General features: G+C 65.2%; 18 protein-coding genes. 16 read left to right on the top strand and 2 right to left on the bottom strand.

The window, feature by feature from the left end; all coding sequences use genetic code 11:
• The first annotated feature begins 14 nt into the window (after positions 1–14).
• The 10 genes from pcaD to BMI91_RS15195 are packed head-to-tail and all read left to right on the top strand — an operon-like array spanning position 15 to position 8,768.
• On the top strand, positions 15–800 hold the full coding sequence (gene pcaD / locus BMI91_RS15240; RefSeq protein WP_078605747.1) for a 3-oxoadipate enol-lactonase: 786 nt from the start codon (positions 15–17) through the stop codon (positions 798–800).
• Between the two features lie 16 nt (positions 801–816).
• Positions 817–1,167: a 4-carboxymuconolactone decarboxylase gene (pcaC, locus tag BMI91_RS15235; protein ID WP_244176656.1), complete on the top strand. Its 351-nt coding sequence runs from the start codon at positions 817–819 to the stop codon at positions 1,165–1,167.
• A complete protein-coding gene (gene pcaH / locus BMI91_RS15230) occupies positions 1,164–1,886 on the top strand; it encodes a protocatechuate 3,4-dioxygenase subunit beta (RefSeq protein WP_078605746.1) in 723 nt (240 codons plus the stop codon). Before pcaC ends, pcaH begins: the two co-directional genes overlap by 4 nt.
• On the top strand, positions 1,886–2,485 hold the full coding sequence (gene pcaG / locus BMI91_RS15225) for a protocatechuate 3,4-dioxygenase subunit alpha (protein ID WP_093477160.1): 600 nt from the start codon (positions 1,886–1,888) through the stop codon (positions 2,483–2,485). Before pcaH ends, pcaG begins: the two co-directional genes overlap by 1 nt.
• 3 nt (positions 2,486–2,488) lie before the next feature.
• On the top strand, positions 2,489–3,331 hold the full coding sequence (locus tag BMI91_RS15220) for a 3-oxoadipate:acetyl-CoA acetyltransferase (RefSeq protein WP_078601559.1): 843 nt from the start codon (positions 2,489–2,491) through the stop codon (positions 3,329–3,331).
• Positions 3,328–4,647 carry a lyase family protein gene (locus tag BMI91_RS15215; RefSeq protein WP_078605745.1) on the top strand — a complete coding sequence of 440 codons (1,320 nt, stop codon included), beginning with the start codon at positions 3,328–3,330 and terminating at the stop codon, positions 4,645–4,647. The genes BMI91_RS15220 and BMI91_RS15215 overlap by 4 nt, the downstream gene beginning before the upstream one ends.
• On the top strand, positions 4,644–5,813 hold the full coding sequence (gene pobA / locus BMI91_RS15210; protein ID WP_078605744.1) for a 4-hydroxybenzoate 3-monooxygenase: 1,170 nt from the start codon (positions 4,644–4,646) through the stop codon (positions 5,811–5,813). Before BMI91_RS15215 ends, pobA begins: the two co-directional genes overlap by 4 nt.
• A 47-nt stretch (positions 5,814–5,860) precedes the next feature.
• Complete coding sequence (locus tag BMI91_RS15205; RefSeq protein ID WP_078570860.1) at positions 5,861–6,910, top strand: TRAP transporter substrate-binding protein; 1,050 nt, start codon at positions 5,861–5,863, stop codon at positions 6,908–6,910.
• A 20-nt stretch (positions 6,911–6,930) separates the two neighbouring features.
• Complete coding sequence (locus BMI91_RS15200; protein WP_078521002.1) at positions 6,931–7,413, top strand: TRAP transporter small permease; 483 nt, start codon at positions 6,931–6,933, stop codon at positions 7,411–7,413.
• Positions 7,413–8,768 carry a TRAP transporter large permease gene (locus tag BMI91_RS15195; protein ID WP_078521001.1) on the top strand — a complete coding sequence of 452 codons (1,356 nt, stop codon included), beginning with the start codon at positions 7,413–7,415 and terminating at the stop codon, positions 8,766–8,768. Before BMI91_RS15200 ends, BMI91_RS15195 begins: the two co-directional genes overlap by 1 nt.
• 59 nt (positions 8,769–8,827) lie before the next feature.
• Here the strand turns inward: BMI91_RS15195 and BMI91_RS15190 are convergent, their stop codons facing one another.
• Both BMI91_RS15190 and BMI91_RS15185 read right to left on the bottom strand, forming a co-directional pair.
• A complete protein-coding gene (locus BMI91_RS15190; protein WP_078605743.1) occupies positions 8,828–9,325 on the bottom strand; it encodes an isoprenylcysteine carboxyl methyltransferase family protein in 498 nt (165 codons plus the stop codon).
• Entirely contained in the window at positions 9,325–10,404 is a 1,080-nt protein-coding gene (locus BMI91_RS15185) for a type III polyketide synthase (protein WP_078605742.1), read from the bottom strand. The genes BMI91_RS15190 and BMI91_RS15185 overlap by 1 nt, the downstream gene beginning before the upstream one ends.
• 515 nt (positions 10,405–10,919) lie before the next feature.
• On the opposite strand from BMI91_RS15185, the gene BMI91_RS15180 reads away from it, so the two are divergent.
• The 6 genes from BMI91_RS15180 to BMI91_RS15155 all read left to right on the top strand — a co-directional run bounded on the left by BMI91_RS15180 (position 10,920) and on the right by BMI91_RS15155 (position 18,239).
• Positions 10,920–11,999, top strand: coding sequence for a LacI family DNA-binding transcriptional regulator (locus BMI91_RS15180; RefSeq protein WP_078605741.1), 1,080 nt, complete (start codon positions 10,920–10,922; stop codon positions 11,997–11,999).
• A 30-nt stretch (positions 12,000–12,029) separates the two neighbouring features.
• Entirely contained in the window at positions 12,030–13,391 is a 1,362-nt protein-coding gene (locus tag BMI91_RS15175) for an ABC transporter substrate-binding protein (protein ID WP_078605740.1), read from the top strand.
• Positions 13,392–13,472: 81 nt separating this feature from the next.
• Positions 13,473–14,708 (top strand): carbohydrate ABC transporter permease, encoded by a 1,236-nt coding sequence (locus BMI91_RS15170; protein WP_078605739.1) that lies wholly within the window; start codon positions 13,473–13,475, stop codon positions 14,706–14,708.
• On the top strand, positions 14,705–15,919 hold the full coding sequence (locus BMI91_RS15165) for a carbohydrate ABC transporter permease (protein ID WP_078605738.1): 1,215 nt from the start codon (positions 14,705–14,707) through the stop codon (positions 15,917–15,919). The genes BMI91_RS15170 and BMI91_RS15165 overlap by 4 nt, the downstream gene beginning before the upstream one ends.
• A gap of 6 nt (positions 15,920–15,925) precedes the next feature.
• Positions 15,926–17,194, top strand: a complete 1,269-nt coding sequence (locus BMI91_RS15160; RefSeq protein WP_078601560.1) for an MGH1-like glycoside hydrolase domain-containing protein — start codon at positions 15,926–15,928, stop codon at positions 17,192–17,194.
• Between the two features lies 1 nt (position 17,195).
• Entirely contained in the window at positions 17,196–18,239 is a 1,044-nt protein-coding gene (locus tag BMI91_RS15155) for an ABC transporter ATP-binding protein (RefSeq protein ID WP_078605737.1), read from the top strand.
• The last annotated feature ends 345 nt before the right edge of the window (positions 18,240–18,584 follow it).

Here is an 18,584-nt window from a genome sequence, read left to right as displayed (position 1 = left end):
GCGGGAGGAAGAGGATGCACGCACTTATTTGCGACTGGGGCCATATCCATTACCGCGAAGACGGTGTGGCTCAGGGCGTTCCGGTTATATGTCTGAACTCGCTGGGCACCGATCTGCGGATGTGGGATGGGCTTGTCGCCCCGCTCTCCGGCTATCGTCTGGTGCGCATGGACAAGCGCGGCCACGGGCTGAGCGCGACCTCTGACGCTGCCCCCACGATCACCGATCTGGCGCGCGATGCATTGGCGGTGGCCGATCATCTGTGCATCGAGCGTGCGGTTTTCGTCGGCTGTTCGATCGGCGGCATGATCGCGCAGGAGATCGCGCGGATCGCCCCTGAACGCGTGCTTGCGCTGGTTCTCAGCAACACGGCGGCCAAAATCGGCACCGAAGAAAGCTGGGCCGAGCGGATCGCCACCGTGGAAACTCAGGGCCTGCCCGCAATGGCGCAAGGCGTGATCGAGCGTTGGTTCGGACCCACCTTCCGCGCCCATCCCGATTGCGCGCTCTGGGTGACGGAGGTCGCGCGCACCGACGCCAAGGGCTATGCGAATTGCTGCGCGGCGCTCGCCGGGGCCGACCTGCGCGACGCGCTGCCCGAGATTTCCGCCCCGACGCTGGTGATCGCGGGCAGCCATGACGGCGCGACCCCGCCCGAGCAGGTCATGGAAATGGCCGCCGCCATTCCCGGCGCGCGGGCCGAATTGATTGAAGGCGCGGGGCATATTCCCGCAATCGAGGCGCCCGAGCAGGTGGCGCGCCTCATCACTGAATTTCTGAAGGAGCATGAGCGTGTCTGAGCGATATGAAGCAGGGATGGAAACGCGCCGTCGCGTATTGGGCGACGCCCATGTCGACCGCGCCGATGCGAGCAAGACCGAGTTCGACGCGCCGTTTCAGGAATTCATCACCGAAGGCGCCTGGGGCTCGGTCTGGTCGCGGCCCGACCTGACGCCGCGCGAACGCTCCATAGTGACGATCGCGCTACTGGCGGCGCAGGGCAATCACGAGGAAATCGCGATGCATACCCGCGCCACCGCCAACACGGGCGCCACGCCGGAAGACCTGCGCGAAGCGATGCTGCATGTCGCGGTCTACGCGGGCGTGCCGCGCGCCAATCACGCGATCAAGATCATCAAGGAAACGCTGAAGGAGATGGGCCAATGACCGGTCGTTTGATCCCCCGCGAGGCCGGTATCCATCCGCCTCTCTTCACGCCGACCTACAAGACCTCGGTGCTGCGCAGCCCAGAGCGCGCGCTGATCTCTTTCGACAGTTCGCCCAGCGAGGAGACCGGCCCGACCTTCGGCCATATGAAGCTCGGCGCGCTCGATAACGACCTGCTGCTGAACTATGCCCGCCCCGGCACGAGTGCCATCGGCGAGCGGATCATCGTGCACGGTCGGCTTCTGGACGAGAACAACCGGCCGATCCCGAACGCGCTGATCGAGATCTGGCAGGCCAATGCGGGCGGGCGCTACCGCCACAAGAAAGACGGCTATCTGGCGGCGCTCGATCCCGATTTCGGCGGCTGCGGGCGCACGATCACAGGCGAAGACGGCTCCTACGCGTTCCGCACCGTGAAGCCCGGCGCTTACCCGTGGCCCAATGGTCCGAACGAATGGCGTCCCGCCCATATCCACTTCTCGATCTTCGGCCACAGCTTCGGCCAGCGCCTGATCTCTCAGATGTATTTCGAGGGCGACCCGCTGATCGCGCGCTGCCCGATCGCACAGACGATCCCCGACAAGGCCGCGCTCGACCGGCTCGTGGCGGCGCTCGACATGGGCGAGACGAAACCGATGGACGCGATTGCCTATCGCTTCGACATCGTGCTGCGCGGCCACCGCCAGACCCATTTCGAAAACCGCCCGGAGGGATTGTGATGGTGCAGAAATTCGACAAGCCGATCCTGACGCCTTCGCAAACGGCAGGGCCTTACGTCCATATCGGTCTCGCCCCCGAGGCCTGCGGCATCGAGGATGTGCCCTTCGAGACGCTCGGCCGCGAGATCGCCGGGCCGGAGGCGAAAGGCGACCGGATCAAGATCACCTGTCGCGTCGTCGACGGGGGCGATCTGCCGCTGCGCGATTGTCTGGTCGAGACCTGGCAGGCCGACGCCGCCGGTATCTATCCGGGGCAGGAGGGGGCCGACCCGGCTGTCTCCGGGTTTGGCCGTATGCCCGCCGATTTCACCACCGGCGAGATCATTTTCGAGACGATCAAACCCGGTGCGATTGCGCTTTCGGGCGACCGCAAGACGCCGCCGCATATCTCCTTCTGGATCTTCGCGCGCGGGATCAATCACGGGCTCCATACCCGGATGTATTTCCCCGAGGACGACCTGTCGGGCGACCCGCTTCTGGCGCGGATCGAGCATCGCGACCGGATCGCCACGATGGTCGCCGAAGCGACCGGGCCGGGCGAATACCGCTTCGACATCCGTCTGCAAGGTGCAGGCGAAACCGTCTTCTTCGATATCTGAGCCATGACCCAGGACCCTTGCATCATCTGTGTCGCGATCACCGGCTCCGTGCCGCAGCAATCCGACAACCCCGCCGTGCCGATCACGATCTCCGAGCAAATCGAGTCGACGCAGGCCGCGTTCGAGGCGGGCGCGACCATCGCGCATTGCCATGTGCGCAACGAGGACGGCTCGCCGAGTTCCGACCCCGACCGCTTCGCGCGACTGATGGAGGGGCTGCACCAGCATTGCCCCGGCATGATCGTGCAGCTCTCGACCGGCGGGCGCTCCGGCGCGGGCAAGACGCGGGGCGGGATGCTGCCCTTGCGGCCCGACATGGCCTCGCTCTCGGTCGGGTCGAACAACTTCCCGACGCGGGTCTATGAGAACCCGCCGGATCTTGTCGACTGGCTGGCCTCGGAGATGAAGACCTATGACGTGCGCCCCGAGATCGAATGCTTCGATCTCAGCCACATCTTTCAGGCCGCGAAGCTGGTCGGCGACGGGCGGCTGCCCGCGAATGTCCATGTACAATTCGTGATGGGCGTGAAGAACGCGATGCCGGTCGACCGTGCGGCGTTCGATTTCATGCGCGAGACCCGTGCGCGGGTGCTGCCCGAGGCGACATGGTGCGCAGCGGGCGTCGGGCCGGGGCAGGCGATCGTCAATCAATGGTGCATCGAGACCGGCGGCCATTGCCGCACCGGTCTGGAGGACAATATCCGGCTGGATCGCGACACGCTCGCGCCGTCGAATGCGGCGCTGGTCCAGCGCACGGTCGATCTGTGCGAAAAGGCGGGCCGTCCGGTCGCCACATGGCAGCAGGCGCGTGAGATCCTCGCGCTGCCGATGAAGGGGGCCGCATGAGCCTGTCGCCCCTCGACAGCCCGCTCTGGTCCGGTCTCTACGGCGATCCGGAACTGGGTGCGATGCTTGGCGATGCTGCGCTGTTGGCTGCAATGGTGCGCGTCGAGGTGGCATTGGCCGAGGCCTGTGCGGCCGAAGGCGTCGTGCCGGAGAGCGCCGCGACCGAGATCGCGGACAAGTTGACCGGCTACCAGCCCGATCCCGCAGCGCTGGCCGCAGGGGCTGCGCGCGACGGCGTGCCGGTTCCCGCGCTGCTGGGCGATCTGCGCGCCAAGCTGTCGGAAGAGGCGGGGCAGGCGCTGCATTGGGGGGCGACCTCGCAGGATATCATCGACAGCGCGACGGCGCTTGTGATGACGCAGGCGCTTGCCGTGATCGCGGCGCGGTTGCGGGGCGTGATCCGCACGACCGGCGCACTTGCCGGGCGCGAGGCGGAGAGGGTAATGGCCGGGCGCACTCGCAGCCAGATCGGTCTGCCGGTGACTTTCGGCGCGCTGGTCGCGTCCTGGGGGCAGCCGCTGATCGATGCAACCGCGCGTCTGGCGGTGATGAAGGCCGCGGGGCGGGTCTCGCTGCATGGCGCGGTCGGTACCGATGCGGCGCTGGGCGACAAGGCGCAGGCGGTGCGTAACCGCATGGCCGTGGCGCTGGGCCTGCAGGCCGAGGATCAGCCGTGGCACAGCCGCCGTGACGCGATGGCCGCCACCGGGGCACAGGCGGTGCTGCTGACCGGTTCGCTGGGCAAGATCGGCACGGATGTGGTGACGCTCGCGCAGTCGGGGATCAACGAGGTGCGGATCGCGGGCGGTGGCTCGTCCACCATGCCGCATAAATCGAACCCCGTGGCCGCCGAGGCGCTGATCGCACTGGCCCGTCACGCCGCGCATCTGCAGGTAAGCCTGTTCGAATCCGCGCTGCACGGTCAGTTCCGCGACGGTGCCGCCTGGGCGCTGGAATGGATGAGCCTGCGCCCGATCCTAGTGGCCTGTGGCGCGTCGCTGCGCCTCGCCGGAGAGATGCTGCAAGGGCTCGAGGCCGACGGCCCCCGAATGCGCGCCAATCTCGAGGCGGCGGGGTTCGGCCCTTACGCCGAGCGCGCGATCTTCACCCTCGCCAAGACGCTGCCGCGCAACGCGGCGAAGACAGCGGTGCAAGAGGCGATGGCCGCACCCGATCCGGTGGCGGCGCTTCTGGCCGCCCATCCCGAACTCGACGGGGACACCCTGACCGATCCGCTTCTCGCGGCAGGGCAGGCCCCGGCGCAGGCGCGCGCTTTTGCGCAGCGCTGCAATGACCTTTGCGGAGGAGACGCATGAAGACCCAAGTCGCTATCATCGGTGGGGGCCCGGCCGGGCTGCTGCTGTCGCAATTGCTCGACCTGCATGGGATCGAGAGCGTCGTGCTGGAACGGCGCTCGCGGGACTACGTGCTGTCGCGCATCCGGGCCGGGGTGCTCGAGCAGGGCACCGTCGATCTGCTGCGCGCCGCAGACGTGGGTGCGCGGATGGACCGTCAGGGCGAAATCCATGACGGGGTCGAGATCTCGTGGCATGACGAGCGGCTCAATATCGACATCAAGGACCTGACGGGCCGCGGGGTGATGGTCTATGGCCAGACCGAGGTGACGCAGGACCTGTACAACGCGCGTGACGAGCGCGGCGGTACGGTGCTGCACGAGGCCGAGGTGACCGCAATCGAGGGGATCGAAGGCGACGGCGTCACCGTGCATTTCACCCATGAGGGCGAGGCCAAGACCCTGACCGCCGATTTCGTGGCGGGCTGCGACGGGTTCCACGGGCCGTCGCGCAAGGCGATCCCGGAAAGCCATCGTCAGGAATTCGAGCGCGCCTATCCGTTCGGCTGGCTCGGCCTTCTGTCCGAGACGCCGCCCGCCGCGCCCGAACTGATCTACGCGGCCCATGATCGGGGCTTTGCGCTGTGTTCGATGCGCTCGCCCACGCTGAGCCGCTATTACGTGCAGGTGTCGCTCAGCGAGAAGCTGGAAGACTGGCCCGCCGAGCGGTTCTGGGACGAGCTGCGCACCCGCATCCCGGCCGATGTGGCCGAGACGCTGGTCACCGGCGAGCCGCTGGAGATGTCGATCGCGCCGCTGCGCAGCTTCGTCTCCGAGCCGATGCGCCACGGGCGTCTGTTCCTGGCTGGCGACAGCGCCCATATCGTGCCGCCGACCGGCGCGAAGGGCCTGAATCTCGCGGCCTCGGATGTCTATTATTTGCACCGCGCCTTCGATCGGTTCTACAACCACGGCACGTCCGAAGGGCTCGACGCCTATTCCGAGACGGCGCTGTCGCGGGTCTGGAAATGCGAGCGCTTCTCGTGGTGGATGACCTCGATGCTGCACGATTTTCCGGAAACGGGCGCGTTCGAGCGCCGGATGCAGCGCGCGGAGTTCGAGTATCTCCAGATGTCGGAGACCGCACGCAAGAGCTTTGCCGAAAACTACGTGGGCCTGCCTTACTGACAGGCCGAACCGCCCCCGCGCGAGGGGCACAAAGGGAGGAAATAACGATGAAATTTACGAAACTACTGGGGCTGAGCGCCGCAGCCATGCTTTGGGCGAGCGGGAGCTTCGCACAGGAGATCACCCTCAAGCTGCACCATTTCCTTGGCGCCAAGGCGCCGGTGCAGACCCAGATGCTGGAGCCCTGGGCCAAGCGTGTCGAAGAGCTTTCGAACGGCAAGGTCAAGATCGACATCTACCCGGCGATGACGCTGGGTGGTCGCCCGCCCGAGCTGGTGCAGCAGGCGCGTGACGGCGTGGTCGATCTGATCTGGACGCTCAACGGCTACACGCCCGGTCTCTTCCCGCGCACCGAGGTGTTCGAACTGCCGACCGTCTTCAACAACGACCCGGCCGCGACCAACCTCGCGATGCGCGACATGTTCGATAAGGAACTGAAGCAGGAATACGAGGACAAGGGCCTCGAAGTGATGTTCCTGCACGCCCATGCGGGCAACGGCATCCATACCGTGGATACCCCGGTTCACAGCCCCGCCGACGTGAAGGGCATGAAGCTGCGTACGCCGTCGCGCACGGGGGCTTGGGTGATCGAGGCGCTGAACGCGCAGCCGGTCGCGATGCCGGTGCCGGAACTGCCGCAGGCGCTCTCGAAGAAGGTCGTCGACGGTGCGCTGATCCCGTGGGAGATCATCCCCGCGCTGAAGCTGCAGCAGCAGACCCAGTATCAGATCGAAGGTCAGGACCATTGGCGTCTGGGCACCTCGATCTTCCAGGTGTCGATGAACAAGGCGAAATGGGACAGCCTGCCCGATGACGTCAAGGCGGCGTTCCGCAAGGCCTCCGACGAGGAGTGGCTCAAGCAGGTCGGTGATATCTGGCGCACCAGCGACAATAACGGGATCAAGGCCGCCGAAGCGGATGGCAACGAGCTGATCACGCTCTCGGCCGATGAGACCCAAGCCTTCAAGGATGCGATGCAGCCGGTCGTCACCCGTTGGGAAGACGAGGTGAAAGGCCAAGGCATCGACGGTCCGGCGCTGGTGAAAGAAGCCCGCGAGCTGACCGCTGAAGAAGAAAAGAACCTGGCGAGCCAGTAACCAACGGAGCGGCGACGATCATGCATTCTGCAACCGAGACTTTCTTGCGCAAGGCGATCTATGCCTGGGCCCTCGCCGGAGGCGGGGTGCTTGCAGCGATCGTCGCCGTAAACGTCTGGACCGTGGTGGGCGGCTTCATCGGGCTGCCCTTCGCGGGAGACTTCGAACTGACGGAGATGGGGGTCGCCATCGCGGCCTTCATGTTCCTTCCCTATTGCCAACTCGCCGATCAGAACGTGACGGCGGATATCTTCACCTCGAAACTGAGCGCCGCCGTGCAGCGCCGCTTCTCGGCCATCGGCTCGGTGCTGGCGCTGGGCTTCGCGGCGCTCCTGCTGTGGCGGATGTATTTCGGGATGCTCGACCAGAAATCCTATTCGCTCGCCACCACGATCCTGCAGATCCCGGTCTGGTGGGCCTACCTTCCCGCGCTTGCTTCGCTGGCGCTACTTTTCATCGCCGCAGCGCTGAGCCTGCGGGACAACTGGACGGGGCGTGCCTGATGGACCCGATTACTCTCGGCCTGCTGGGCCTCGCCATTCTCGTGGGGCTCATCGTGATGCGTGTGCCCATCGCCTATGCGATGATCGTCGTGGGCGCTGGCGGCACCGCGATCATCAACGGCCCGGCGATCCTGCTGAGCCAGCTCAAGACGCTCGCTTACGGCCAATTCTCGATCTATGACCTCTCGGTCGTGCCGATGTTCGTCCTGATGGGGGCGCTGGCCACCAAGACGGGCCTGTCGCGTGATATGTTCCGCGCCGCCAATGCGTGGTTCGGCTGGATGCGCGGCGGCACCGCGATGGCCTCGATCGCCGCCTGTGCGGGCTTCGGCGCGGTCTGCGGGTCTTCGCTCGCCACGGCCTCGACGATGGGCAAGGTCGCCCTGCCGGAGCTGGAGCGCTACAACTACTCCCCGGCACTCGCGACCGGTTCGGTCGCGGCGGGCGGCGTGCTGGGCATCCTGATCCCGCCCTCGGTGATCCTCGTGATCTACGCGGTGATCGTGGAGGCCAATATCGTCACCATGTTCATGGCCGCGCTGATCCCCGGTCTGATCGCGGTCGTGCTGTTCCTGATGACCATCGCGATCTATGTCCGCCTCGTGCCGAGCGCAGGCCCCGCACAGGGCGTGTCGGACAAGGCCGAGTTCTGGGCGGCTACGCGCGGCGTGCTGCCGGTGCTGGGCATCTTCGGCGTCGTGATCGGCGGCATCTATGCGGGCTTCTACAACCCGACGCCCGCCGCTGCGATCGGTGTCTTCGCGGTCTTCGTCTATGGGCTCTTCCGCGGACTGATGTCGCGCGAGGCGATGCGGTCGTCGATCCTCGAGACGGCGGGCACGACGGGCATGATCTACCTGATCCTGCTGGGGGCCGAGCTGCTGAAGATTTTCATGTCGCGGGCAGGGGTGCCGCAGGCGGCTGCCGATATGGCAGTGAATTCGGGCCTGCCGCCAATGATGGTGATGGCAATCCTGCTGATCGCGCTGATCGTGCTGGGCTGCCTGATGGACTCGATGTCGATGATCCTGCTGGTGCTGCCCTTCTTCTGGCCGGTGCTGGTCGAGATCAATGGCGGGCTCTACCAGATGGCGGACGGCTCTGGCTTCGGCCTCTCGACCGACGAGCTGAAGGTCTGGTTCGGCATCCTCGCGCTTGTAGTGGTGGAACTGGGACTGATCACGCCGCCGGTGGGGATGAATGTCTTCGTGATCTCGGCGCTGGCGAAGAACGTGCCAATGGGCACCACCTTCCGCGGTGTCTTCCCGTTCTTCCTGTCCGAGCTGGTGCGCGTCGCGCTTCTGCTGGGCTTTCCGGCGCTGACGCTGTGGCTGCCACGTGTGCTTGGCGGCTGAGCCACTTCAGACAAGCGGATGAGATAGAGCGGGGGGCGAGTTCGCCCCCCGTTTCGCATTCAGCCCGCGCGCATCGGGGCGAGGGCCTTGTTCTCTACCCCGATCCGCACCCAGAGCATCGCCGCGTTGAGAACGGTGAACAGCACGGCTACCCAGAGCAGGCCCAGCACCATCGGGGCCACGAAGATCTCGGCCACGACTAGCATGTAATTGGGATGCGAGACGTATTTGAATGGCCCGCGCGCGACCAGCGGCTCGTCGAGGATGATCACCCGCGTCGTCCAGCGCGCGCCGAGGCTGGTGAGAATCCAGACGCGCAGCACCTGCAGCACCGCGAAGATCGCGAGCCAACCGAGGTGGACCGGCTGGCCGAGCCCGAAGACGATCAGGCAGAAAATCCAGGCGCTGTGCATCGCGACCATCACCGGGTAATGCGACGCGCCGACCTCATGGGCCCCGCGCGCCAGAAGCCGGGCGGTGTTGCGCTTGGCGATCACCAATTCGCTCAGCCGTTGCACGACGATGAAAGCCAGGAACAGGAGGCTCGGGAGGACCATCAGGCGGCCTCCCTCTCGCTTTGGGCCGGACCGACATGGAAGGGCAGGAAGGAGGCGGTGAAGCCGGGGCCGAGTGCGCAGCCCATCATCTGCCCGGTCTTGCCCGAGTCCAACACCGCCCGCATCACGAACAGCATCGTCGGTGCGGACATGTTGCCCGCCTCGCGCAGTACCGCGCGTTCGGCATCCAGAACGCCCTGTTCCAGATGCAGCGCGCCTTCAATCGCCTCCACGACCTTCGCGCCGCCGGGGTGGCAGACATAACGGTCAATCTCGTCATGGTTAAGGTTCGCGGCCTTGAGCGCACCTTCCGCGGCCGCGGCGAATTCGGCTGTCACGAAGCCCGGGATCGAGCGGTCGAAGATCACACCGAAGCCGATCTCGTCGACATCCCAGCCCATGACGTCGAGCGTGTTGGGCCATGTCTTCTGGTGCCCCTGACCGAGCGAGATCACCTGACCCGCGCCCGGCGCCTCGGTGCTGATACAGGCCGCAGCCGCGCCATCTGCAAACAGCACGGCCGCCACGATATCGGCCTTCTGCATCCGGTCCGCACGGAAGGACAGCGAGCAGGTTTCGACCACGACGAGCAGAACCTTCGCCCCCGGACGCCCCGCCGCGATGGATTGCGCCGTCGACAGTCCCGAGACGCCGCCCGCGCAGCCCAGACCGAAAATCGGCACGCGCATGATGTCGTCGCGAAAGCCCATCTCGCCCAGCACCTGCGCCTCGAGCGAGGGCGTCGCGAGCCCGGTCGAGCAGACCGTGACCACGCAATCGACCTCCGAGCCCTGCCAGCCTGCGGTGTCGAGGGCCGCCTGCGCCGCGTCGATGAACAGCGCCTTCGCGCCTTCCATGAAAGCCGCGTTGCGATCCGCCCAGCCGTGCTCTTCCGAGAACCAATCGATCGGCACGACCGAATAGCGCCGATCGATCCCGGCCGTGTCGAAGGTCTTCGATAGCCGCTCGAATTGCGGGTAGGTCTCGCCGAAGATGATCTCGGCGCGCTTACGCACCTCGGACTGCGCGAGACAATGCGGCGGTAGCGCAGTCGAGAGACCGTGGAGATAAACTGACATGGCAATTCCTTTCCGCTGAAGGCTGATGCTGGTCAGTCCTTGAGGAAACTTTTGAAAAACTCGGGGGCGCGTTTGGATTGCCCTGCAAGTCAACGGGCTGGATCGGCCTTTGGTTCAGCCGCAAGGAAAGGGAACTGGCGCCGGGCGGCGAAGCCGAGTCGTTTAACAGTGGCGCGTAACAGCATGTGAATAGGGGATTTTCTCCGATGGGCGCGCGCGGCGGTTCTGTCTTCAACACCAAGCTGTGATCGCAATGGGGCGATGTTTCCCCGGGCCGGGCGCTGGCGGACTACCGGTGCAGCGAGAGAGGACGGCAAACGCACGGTCCTCCACAGTGTCAAAGTCGTCCTTTAGTAGCTTGATTTCGCGGGGTTTTCTAAAAACTCTCGGGGCTAAACACGGGCCGTCCATAGCCACATTGCCGCGCCGCGGCACACGGCGACTTGAGGCTGAATTCGTGTTTCGAAACCGGTTTCGGCTTTACGAAATCGGTTTCGTTAACCTAGTCTCTCGCCATGGAGGAGATTCGCGACACAAATAAGAAACCGTCCGAACCGGCGCCGCGCCGGGTGCGGATTTCTGATCTTGCGCAGGCGCTGGGCCTGACCAAGAGCACCGTGTCGCGGGCGCTCAACAATTATTCCGACATTTCTCCCGAGACCCGCGAGCGCGTGGCGCGCGTCGCCGCCGAGATGGGCTATGCGCCGATGCCCTATGCGCAGGCCGTGCGCACGGGGCGGGTGCGGGCGCTGGGTCTGGTGCTCGAGCTCGACGCGCCGGACCGCTACGGGCCGTTCCTCACGGATTTCCTTGGCGGGATCACGCAGGAAGCCTCACTCGAAGGCTGGACCCTGACGATCGCCTCGTCGAATTCGCGCGAGGAGATGGAGGACACGGTCACGCGGCTTTTGCAGGAGCACAAGGTCGACGGTTTCATCCTCCCGCGGACGCAGGTCGTGGACCCGCGGGTGAAGTTCCTGCAGACGAAACACGTGCCCTTCGTGCTGTTCGGCCGCACCGGCCACGGCCAGCCCGATCCAGGCCTGTCGTGGTACGACGTGGATGGCGAGGGCGCGATGCGTGCCGCGGTCGTGCGGCTGGCGGGCTTCGGTCATCGCCGCATCGCCTTCGCCGGGTCGCATGCGAGCTACAATTTCGCGCTGCTGCGCCGAGACGGCTACCGCGACGGGTTGGAAGAGGCCGGTCTGCCCTTCGATCCCGCGCTCGAGCTGATGGAGATTTCCGACCGTTCGGAAGGGGCGCAGGCCGCGCGCGACCTGCTCGATCTGCCCGATCCCCCGACCGCGATCGTCTATTCCACCGACGCGACTGCGCTCGGGGCCTATGACGTGGCGCGCGAGCGGGGGCTGACGATCGGGCGCGACCTGTCGATCATCTCCTATGACGGTATTCCCGAGGGCCGGATGGTCGATCCGCCCCTCACGACATTCGCAGTCGACAGCCAGCACGCGGGCGCGCGTCTCGCGTCACTGCTGATCGCGCAGCTCCGCGGTGCGCCGCCCGGAGAGCTGACGGAATTGGTGGCGGCGCAACTGGAACCGGGAGGCTCCGATGGGCCGCCCGTCGACCCATAAGAGAAACGCAATCTACCGGGAGGAAAGTAAATGAAGCTAATTCGAGGACATAAAACGGCGATGCTGATGGGCTCGACCGTGCTGGCGCTGATGGCGGGCGCCGTCGCGGTGCAGGCGCAGACGATCAAGTTCTGGACCACCGAGGAACAGCCCGAGCGTCTGGCCAAGCAGCAGCAGATGGCCGACGACTTCAAGGCAAAGACCGGCATCAGCGTGGACGTGATCCCGGTCACCGAGAGCGACCTGAACCAGCGCGCCACCGCCGCTTTTGCAGCGGGTGATCTGCCGGACGTGATCTACACACCGATTCAGAACGTGCTGCCCTGGACCGATGCGGGCATCGTCGACACGCTGGCGAGCACCGATGTGGTCGACAAGCTCGATCCGGCGACCTTCGCGCCCGGCGCGCTGAAGATGGTCGAGACGGATGGCGATTACGCCGCAGTGCCGGTCGATGGCTGGACCCAGATGATCCTTTACCGCAAGGACCTGTTCGACAAAGCGGGCCTCGCGCCTCCGACCGATTTCAAGTCGATCGAAGCCGCGCTCGACAAGCTCAACAATCCGCCGAGCATGTATGGCTTCGTCGCCGCGACCAAGGTCGACGAGAACTACATGAGCCAGATCCTCGAGCAGATCTTCCTCGCCAACGGCGTCTCGCCGGTGGGGCCGGACGGCTTCAAGCCGCTCGACGAGAAGAAGACGGTCGAGGTGCTGAACTTCTACAAGAAGCTGGCCGATGCCTCCCCGCCCGGCGAGAACTACTGGAAGCAGTCGCGCGAGCTGTATTTCGCGGGCAAGGCGGCGATGATCATGTGGTCGCCCTTCATCCTCGACGAGCTGGCCGGTCTGCGTGACAGCGCCCCGCCGATGATCAACGACGATCCGACCTCGACCGAGCTGTCGAAGGATACCGGCGTCGTGACCAACCTCGCGGGCCCGTCGAACCCCGACGGTGCGAGCTGGGCGGACCTGCGTTACTTCACCATCACCGCCGATGCCGACACCGAAGCGGCCGAGCAATTCGTCGATTACTCGATGAATGACGGCTACGAACAGACGCTGTCGATCGCGCCCGAGGGCAAGTTCCCGACCCGTCGCGGCACCGATGCGGATCCGGAGAAGTTCACCAAGCTCTGGGCGACCCTGCCGGTGGGCGTGGATCGCAAGGCGCCGCTCAAGGATCTCTACGCGCCGGCCGTGGTCGACGAGATCACCAAGGGTCTCGACACCGCACAGCGCTGGGGCGTGAAGGACGGGCAGCTCGCGCTGGCCTCGAAGATGCTCAACAGCCAGGTCATCAACCGGGTTGTGCGCGACTTCATCGACGGCAACATCTCGGCCGAGGATGCGGTCGCGAAGATGAACGACGAGCTGGGCAAGATCAACTGATCCGACCTCTGGCCGGGGCAGGGCGGTTGCGCCTTGCCCCGGGACCAAAGCCCGCTCTGACTGCATGGATTGGAGACTGTCATGACTGACATATCGCCGCCCAAGGGGCGCGGCGCGCTTGCTCGTCGCGAGGCGCGCCTGGCCTGGGGCCTGCTGTTCCCGACCATCGCGATCGTGGCGCTTGTCGTGATCGTGCCGCTGCTGGCGATCTTCTGGATCTCCTTCAAGCCGGTGACGCTGGGCGATCTGCGTCCGGCCGAGATCCGCACACGGGTCGCGCTGCGCGACCGCGGCGATCAGGCGCTTCTGGAACTGCGCGTCATCAACCCCTCGCGCGAGCAGGAGATGCGCAATGCGGCGCTCAATGTGACCCTGCCTGAAGGCGTTGCGCTGACCGGCGATCTGCCTCAGGGCTGCGCAATGGACGGGCAAGACCTGTCTTGCGATTTCGGCACGCTTGAGGCCGGCGCGAACGAACGTTTCCGCGTCGATGCGCAGGTGACGGGGGACACCCGCGAGGCAGAGCGCGCGATGCGTGACGCCGAGGTCAAAGCGACCGGTCACGTCTCGAACGTCCTGACGAATTCCACCTTCACGCTCGACAACTTCCGCCAGCTCTTTTCGGGCAGCGAGTTCTGGAGCGTTCTGGGTATTACGCTGTTCTATACGGTCTTCGGCACGCTGGGCGCGCTGGTCGTGGGGCTGTTCGCGGCGCTGCTCCTGAACAAGAGCTTCCGCGGGCAGGGTATCCTGCGCGGGCTTTACCTCTTTCCCTATGTGGCCCCGGTGATCGCCGTGGCTTTCACATGGATCACGCTGTTCGATCCCTATTCGGGCTCCGCCAACGCGCTTCTGGTGCAGATGGGCGTGAGCGAAGGCGCGATCAACTTCTTCGGGGCCAAGCCGCTCGCACTCATCATGGTGACGGTGTTCGAGATCTGGCGCTATTTCCCGCTCTCGTTCCTCTTCATCCTCGCGCGGATGCAGAGCATCGACACGGATATGTATGAGGCGGCGGATATGGACGGGGCCTCTCCGTTCCAGAAATTCTGGTATCTCTCGATGCCGCAGCTGCTGGGGATCCTGTCGGTCCTGTTCCTGCTGCGCTTCATCTGGACCTTCAACAAGTTCGACGACATCTTCCTGCTCACCGGCGGTAATGCCGGCACGCGGGTCCTGACGGTCAATGTCTACGAACAGGCTTTCGCGGTGTCGAATATCGGTGCGGGTGCCGCGGTCGCCGTGGTGATCTTCGCCTGCCTTCTGGTCTTCTCGGGGCTGTTCTTCCGCACCATGAGCCGGGAGGAAGGGCTATGAAAATCCTGCATAAAGGCTATCTCACCGGGCCGATCATCGGGGCGCTCTGGGCGTTGGTCATGTCGGTCACGCTGGGGGTCGCGATCTCCTTTGCGACCGGCGCTGCGGCCAAGCCCGCTCTGATCGGGTCGCTGATCCTCGGGCTCGCGACCGGGTTTGCCCGCGTGCGCATCGCCAATCGCTGGGCCGCGGATGCGGTGGCGGTGATCGTGGCGCTGGCGCTGATGGCAGTGGGCCTCGGCGCGCTGCAATTCGACGACAGCTTCAACTTTGTCTGGCGCGTCGCACTCAGCGTGGTGCTGGCGGGAGCAGTCTCGATCCCGCTCAACTCGATCCTGCGCGAGCTGCGGTTCGGTGCGCTCACGCGCCACCAGTTCGAGGATGCGGTGATCCGCTTCCTCACCGGCTTTGGCTACATCTTCTTCACCGCGATCGTGGTCATCCCGTTCTACGTGATGGTCATGACCTCGATGAAGTCGCAGCAGCAGCTGATGCTCAACCCGCTCGATTTCTCGATCGACCTGAGCCGGGGCTGGCACCTGTTCGACAGCTATTACGAGTTGATGACCCAGTTCCATTTCGGGCGCTACCTCTGGACGAGTTTCTATGTTTCGGTGCTGACTGTGCTGCTGACGCTGCTGTTCTCAGTGCCCGGCGCCTATGCGGTCGCGCGGCTGCGCTTCCGCGGGCAGAAAGTGTTCTCGCGCGGCATCCTGCTGATCTACATGGTGCCGATGATCGTGCTCGCGCTGCCGATCTACATCGCCTACTCGATGGTCGGTCTGCGCAACTCGATCCTCGGGATCGTCATGATCTACCCGGTCACCACGATCCCGGTCGCGCTTTACATGCTGCAGGGCTATTTCCGCGGCCTCCCCGTCGAGGTCGAGGAAGCGGGCCTGATGGACGGGCTTTCGCGGCTCAAGGTGATCTGGAAGATCACGCTGCCGCTGGCGCTGCCCGCGATGGCATCCGTCGGGCTCTATGTCTTCATGATCGCATGGAACGAGTTCCTGCTCGCCTTCATGCTGCTCGACGATCCCAGCAAATTTACCCTCACGCGGGGCATCGCCTCGCTCAATTCCTCCGAGATCCCGCGCCAGCACCTGATGGCGGGCGCCGTCATCGCGACGGTGCCGATTATGGCGCTGTTCCTCGGGCTCGAACGTTTCATGACCCGCGGCCTGACGGCTGGCGCGGTGAAAGGATAAGATATGATGACCGAAACTCTGGCTGCCGCAGACGACTTCTCCGACCGGGATGCCGCGGCGCGCGACATCCTCACTCAGAACGACCGGGGCGGCTATACGGTGCCGACCGACGGCCTCTATCCCTACCAGTGGAACTGGGACAGCGCCTTCGCGAGCCTCGGCTTCGCCGAGTTCGACCTGGACCGGGCCTGGCAGGAGATCGAGACTCTGTTCTCGGGGCAGTGGGACAACGGCATGGTCCCGCATATCATCTTCCACAAGCCCGATCCGGGCTATTTCCCCGGCCCCGACGTCTGGGGCTGCAACGGGCCGATCGCGTCCTCGGGAATCACCCAGCCGCCGGTCGCACTCAGCTTCGCGACGCGGCTTCTGGCGGCTGACCCGGAGGCAGGTGCGGCTCGCTTCGCGGCGCTCTATCCGAAGATGCGCAAATGGGCGGAGTGGTTCCTGAAATGGCGCCGCGACGAGAAGGGCGCGATCTTCGTGATCCATCCGTGGGAGTCGGGCCGTGACAACGCGCCGGACTGGGATGACGCGATGAGCGGGATCGACCCGCAGGACGTGGGTTATTACGAGCGCCGCGACACCCAGCATGTCGACGCCTCGATGCGCCCGACGAAATACGATTACGACCGCTATATCTGGCTGGTGCAGCGCGCCAAGGCGCTCGATTGGGACGATGCGAAAGTCGCCGAGGGCAACCCGTTCAAGGTGGCCGATCCGACGATGCATTTCATCCTGATGCGCGGTCTGCGTGACCTGCTGGCGGCTGGCGAGGCGCAGGATCTCGACACCGGCGACATGGCCGCGCAGCTGGCCGAACTTGAAGCCGGTGCGGACGCGCTGTGGAACCCCGGCATGGGCTATTACGACAGCTACAACTGCAACAACGGCATCTGGTCGAACGCGCTGAGCAACGCTTCCTTCCTGTGCTGGTTCGGCGGGCTCGACGCACCGCATATGGAACAGCATCTGGCCCGCGTGCTCGATGCGGCCCCCTATGGCGTGCCGTCGCTCGCGCCCTTCGATCCGCGGTTCGACGCCAAGCGCTACTGGCGCGGCCCGACCTGGGGGATGATGAACATGATGATCGGCGAGGGCGCCTCGGAACGGGGCGTCGCGCTTGGCGAAGAGGTCCGCAAGCGCACCCGCGAGGTGATCGGGCGCTACGGCTTCGTCGAGTATTTCGACCCGATGACGGGCGCGGCCGCGGGCGGCAAGGCATTTACCTGGACGGCGGCCGTCTGGCTCGCCTGGGCCGGCAAGGAGGGGTGAAATGGGTTCGATCACGCTAAATGGTGTCGAGAAGTGGTTCGGCGACGTCCAGGTCATCAAGGGCATCGACCTCGAGATCAAGGATGGCGAATTCGTCGTCTTCGTGGGGCCCTCGGGCTGCGGCAAGTCCACGCTTCTGCGGATGATCGGCGGGCTTGAGGATACCTCGCGCGGGGCGATCGAGATCGACGGTGCGAATGTGACCGATCAGCCGCCCTCGAAACGCGGCCTCGCGATGGTGTTCCAGTCCTATGCGCTCTACCCGCATATGTCGGTGGCCGAGAATATGGGCTTCTCGCTCAAGATGGCGGGGGCTCCACAAGAGGACTGGCGCGCCAAGGTCGACGAGGCGGCTGATATCCTGAAGCTGCAGAGCTTCCTCGACCGGCGGCCCAAGGACCTGTCGGGCGGCCAGCGCCAGCGTGTGGCGATCGGGCGGTCGATCGTGCGCGACCCGACGGCATTCCTCTTCGACGAGCCGCTGTCGAACCTCGACGCGGCGCTGCGCGTGGAGATGCGACTGGAAATCGCGCGGCTGCACCGCAACCTCCAGCGCACGATGATCTACGTCACCCACGATCAGGTGGAGGCGATGACGCTGGCGGATCGGATCGTGGTACTGGAATACGGCCGGATCGCGCAGGTCGGCACGCCGCGCGAGCTTTACGAGAAGCCCGCGAACCTTTTCGTGGCGCAATTCATCGGCAGCCCGAAGATGAACGTGATGCCCTGCGCGGTCTCGGGCGGCAGCTATAGTCTCGACGGCGGGCGCGGCGGGGCCTGTCCCGCACCGCAAGCCACGCAGCTTGGCATCCGGCCCGAACACATCTTGCTGGTGGCCGAAGGCGAGGGGCAATGCGACGGGCGCGTCGACGTGGTGGAATTCCTCGGCGCGGACACGTTCATCCTGTTCGATTGCGGCCCCTTGGGCGCGGTGAACGTGCGCGTCGCGGGCGATACCGATCTGCGTCCGGGCGATGTCTCGGGGCTGAGCTTCGAGCCGGATCGTACGGTCTTCTTCGATGCGGACGGCATGGCGGTCTGATCCCAAGCGCCCGGGCGTGCGGCCCGGGCAACGCGGAAAATTGCGCGGGCAGGGGGCGAGGCGACGTCGTCTCGTGCAGGCGCGTCAGTGCGTCAATTCACGCAACGGAGGCGCGCCTAGCGACTTCGCGCGCACATGCTCAAAAATTGTCGGTCCGGCATCCCCCGGGTGCCGGATCTCTTTGCCGTTCTGTCGCCCCTCAAGTGTCTCCTTTTACAAAATTTCCTCCAGTTATCATTGGGTTCCCTGTCTCTTTTCTCAAATTAATGTGACCGGCGGACGATTGCTGATCGGGAGCACCGGCGCTACCGTTCGCGGCAATCGTCGAACGGGCGCATTCGCGTG

This window comes from Thioclava sediminum (assembly GCF_002020355.1).
Taxonomy (GTDB): Bacteria; Pseudomonadota; Alphaproteobacteria; order Rhodobacterales; family Rhodobacteraceae; genus Thioclava; species Thioclava sediminum.
The sequence above is the reverse complement of the archived record's forward strand: the minus strand, read 5'-3'. Positions and strand labels throughout refer to the sequence as shown.

Excerpts from the sequence above, each read along its gene's own strand:
- BMI91_RS15215 (WP_078605745.1), top strand. The coding sequence starts at position 3,328 with ATGAGCCTGTCGCCCCTCGACAGCCCGCTCTGGTCCGGTCTCTACGGC.
- BMI91_RS15180 (WP_078605741.1), top strand. The coding sequence starts at position 10,920 with ATGGAGGAGATTCGCGACACAAATAAGAAACCGTCCGAACCGGCGCCG.
- pobA (WP_078605744.1), top strand. The coding sequence starts at position 4,644 with ATGAAGACCCAAGTCGCTATCATCGGTGGGGGCCCGGCCGGGCTGCTG.
- BMI91_RS15190 (WP_078605743.1), bottom strand. The coding sequence starts at position 9,325 with ATGGTCCTCCCGAGCCTCCTGTTCCTGGCTTTCATCGTCGTGCAACGG.
- BMI91_RS15185 (WP_078605742.1), bottom strand. The coding sequence starts at position 10,404 with ATGTCAGTTTATCTCCACGGTCTCTCGACTGCGCTACCGCCGCATTGT.
- pcaD (WP_078605747.1), top strand. The coding sequence starts at position 15 with ATGCACGCACTTATTTGCGACTGGGGCCATATCCATTACCGCGAAGAC.
- pcaH (WP_078605746.1), top strand. The coding sequence starts at position 1,164 with ATGACCGGTCGTTTGATCCCCCGCGAGGCCGGTATCCATCCGCCTCTC.
- pcaG (WP_093477160.1), top strand. The coding sequence starts at position 1,886 with ATGGTGCAGAAATTCGACAAGCCGATCCTGACGCCTTCGCAAACGGCA.
- BMI91_RS15175 (WP_078605740.1), top strand. The coding sequence starts at position 12,030 with ATGAAGCTAATTCGAGGACATAAAACGGCGATGCTGATGGGCTCGACC.
- BMI91_RS15195 (WP_078521001.1), top strand. The coding sequence starts at position 7,413 with ATGGACCCGATTACTCTCGGCCTGCTGGGCCTCGCCATTCTCGTGGGG.
- pcaC (WP_244176656.1), top strand. The coding sequence starts at position 817 with ATGGAAACGCGCCGTCGCGTATTGGGCGACGCCCATGTCGACCGCGCC.
- BMI91_RS15200 (WP_078521002.1), top strand. The coding sequence starts at position 6,931 with ATGCATTCTGCAACCGAGACTTTCTTGCGCAAGGCGATCTATGCCTGG.
- BMI91_RS15170 (WP_078605739.1), top strand. The coding sequence starts at position 13,473 with ATGACTGACATATCGCCGCCCAAGGGGCGCGGCGCGCTTGCTCGTCGC.
- BMI91_RS15155 (WP_078605737.1), top strand. The coding sequence starts at position 17,196 with ATGGGTTCGATCACGCTAAATGGTGTCGAGAAGTGGTTCGGCGACGTC.
- BMI91_RS15165 (WP_078605738.1), top strand. The coding sequence starts at position 14,705 with ATGAAAATCCTGCATAAAGGCTATCTCACCGGGCCGATCATCGGGGCG.
- BMI91_RS15205 (WP_078570860.1), top strand. The coding sequence starts at position 5,861 with ATGAAATTTACGAAACTACTGGGGCTGAGCGCCGCAGCCATGCTTTGG.
- BMI91_RS15220 (WP_078601559.1), top strand. The coding sequence starts at position 2,489 with ATGACCCAGGACCCTTGCATCATCTGTGTCGCGATCACCGGCTCCGTG.
- BMI91_RS15160 (WP_078601560.1), top strand. The coding sequence starts at position 15,926 with ATGACCGAAACTCTGGCTGCCGCAGACGACTTCTCCGACCGGGATGCC.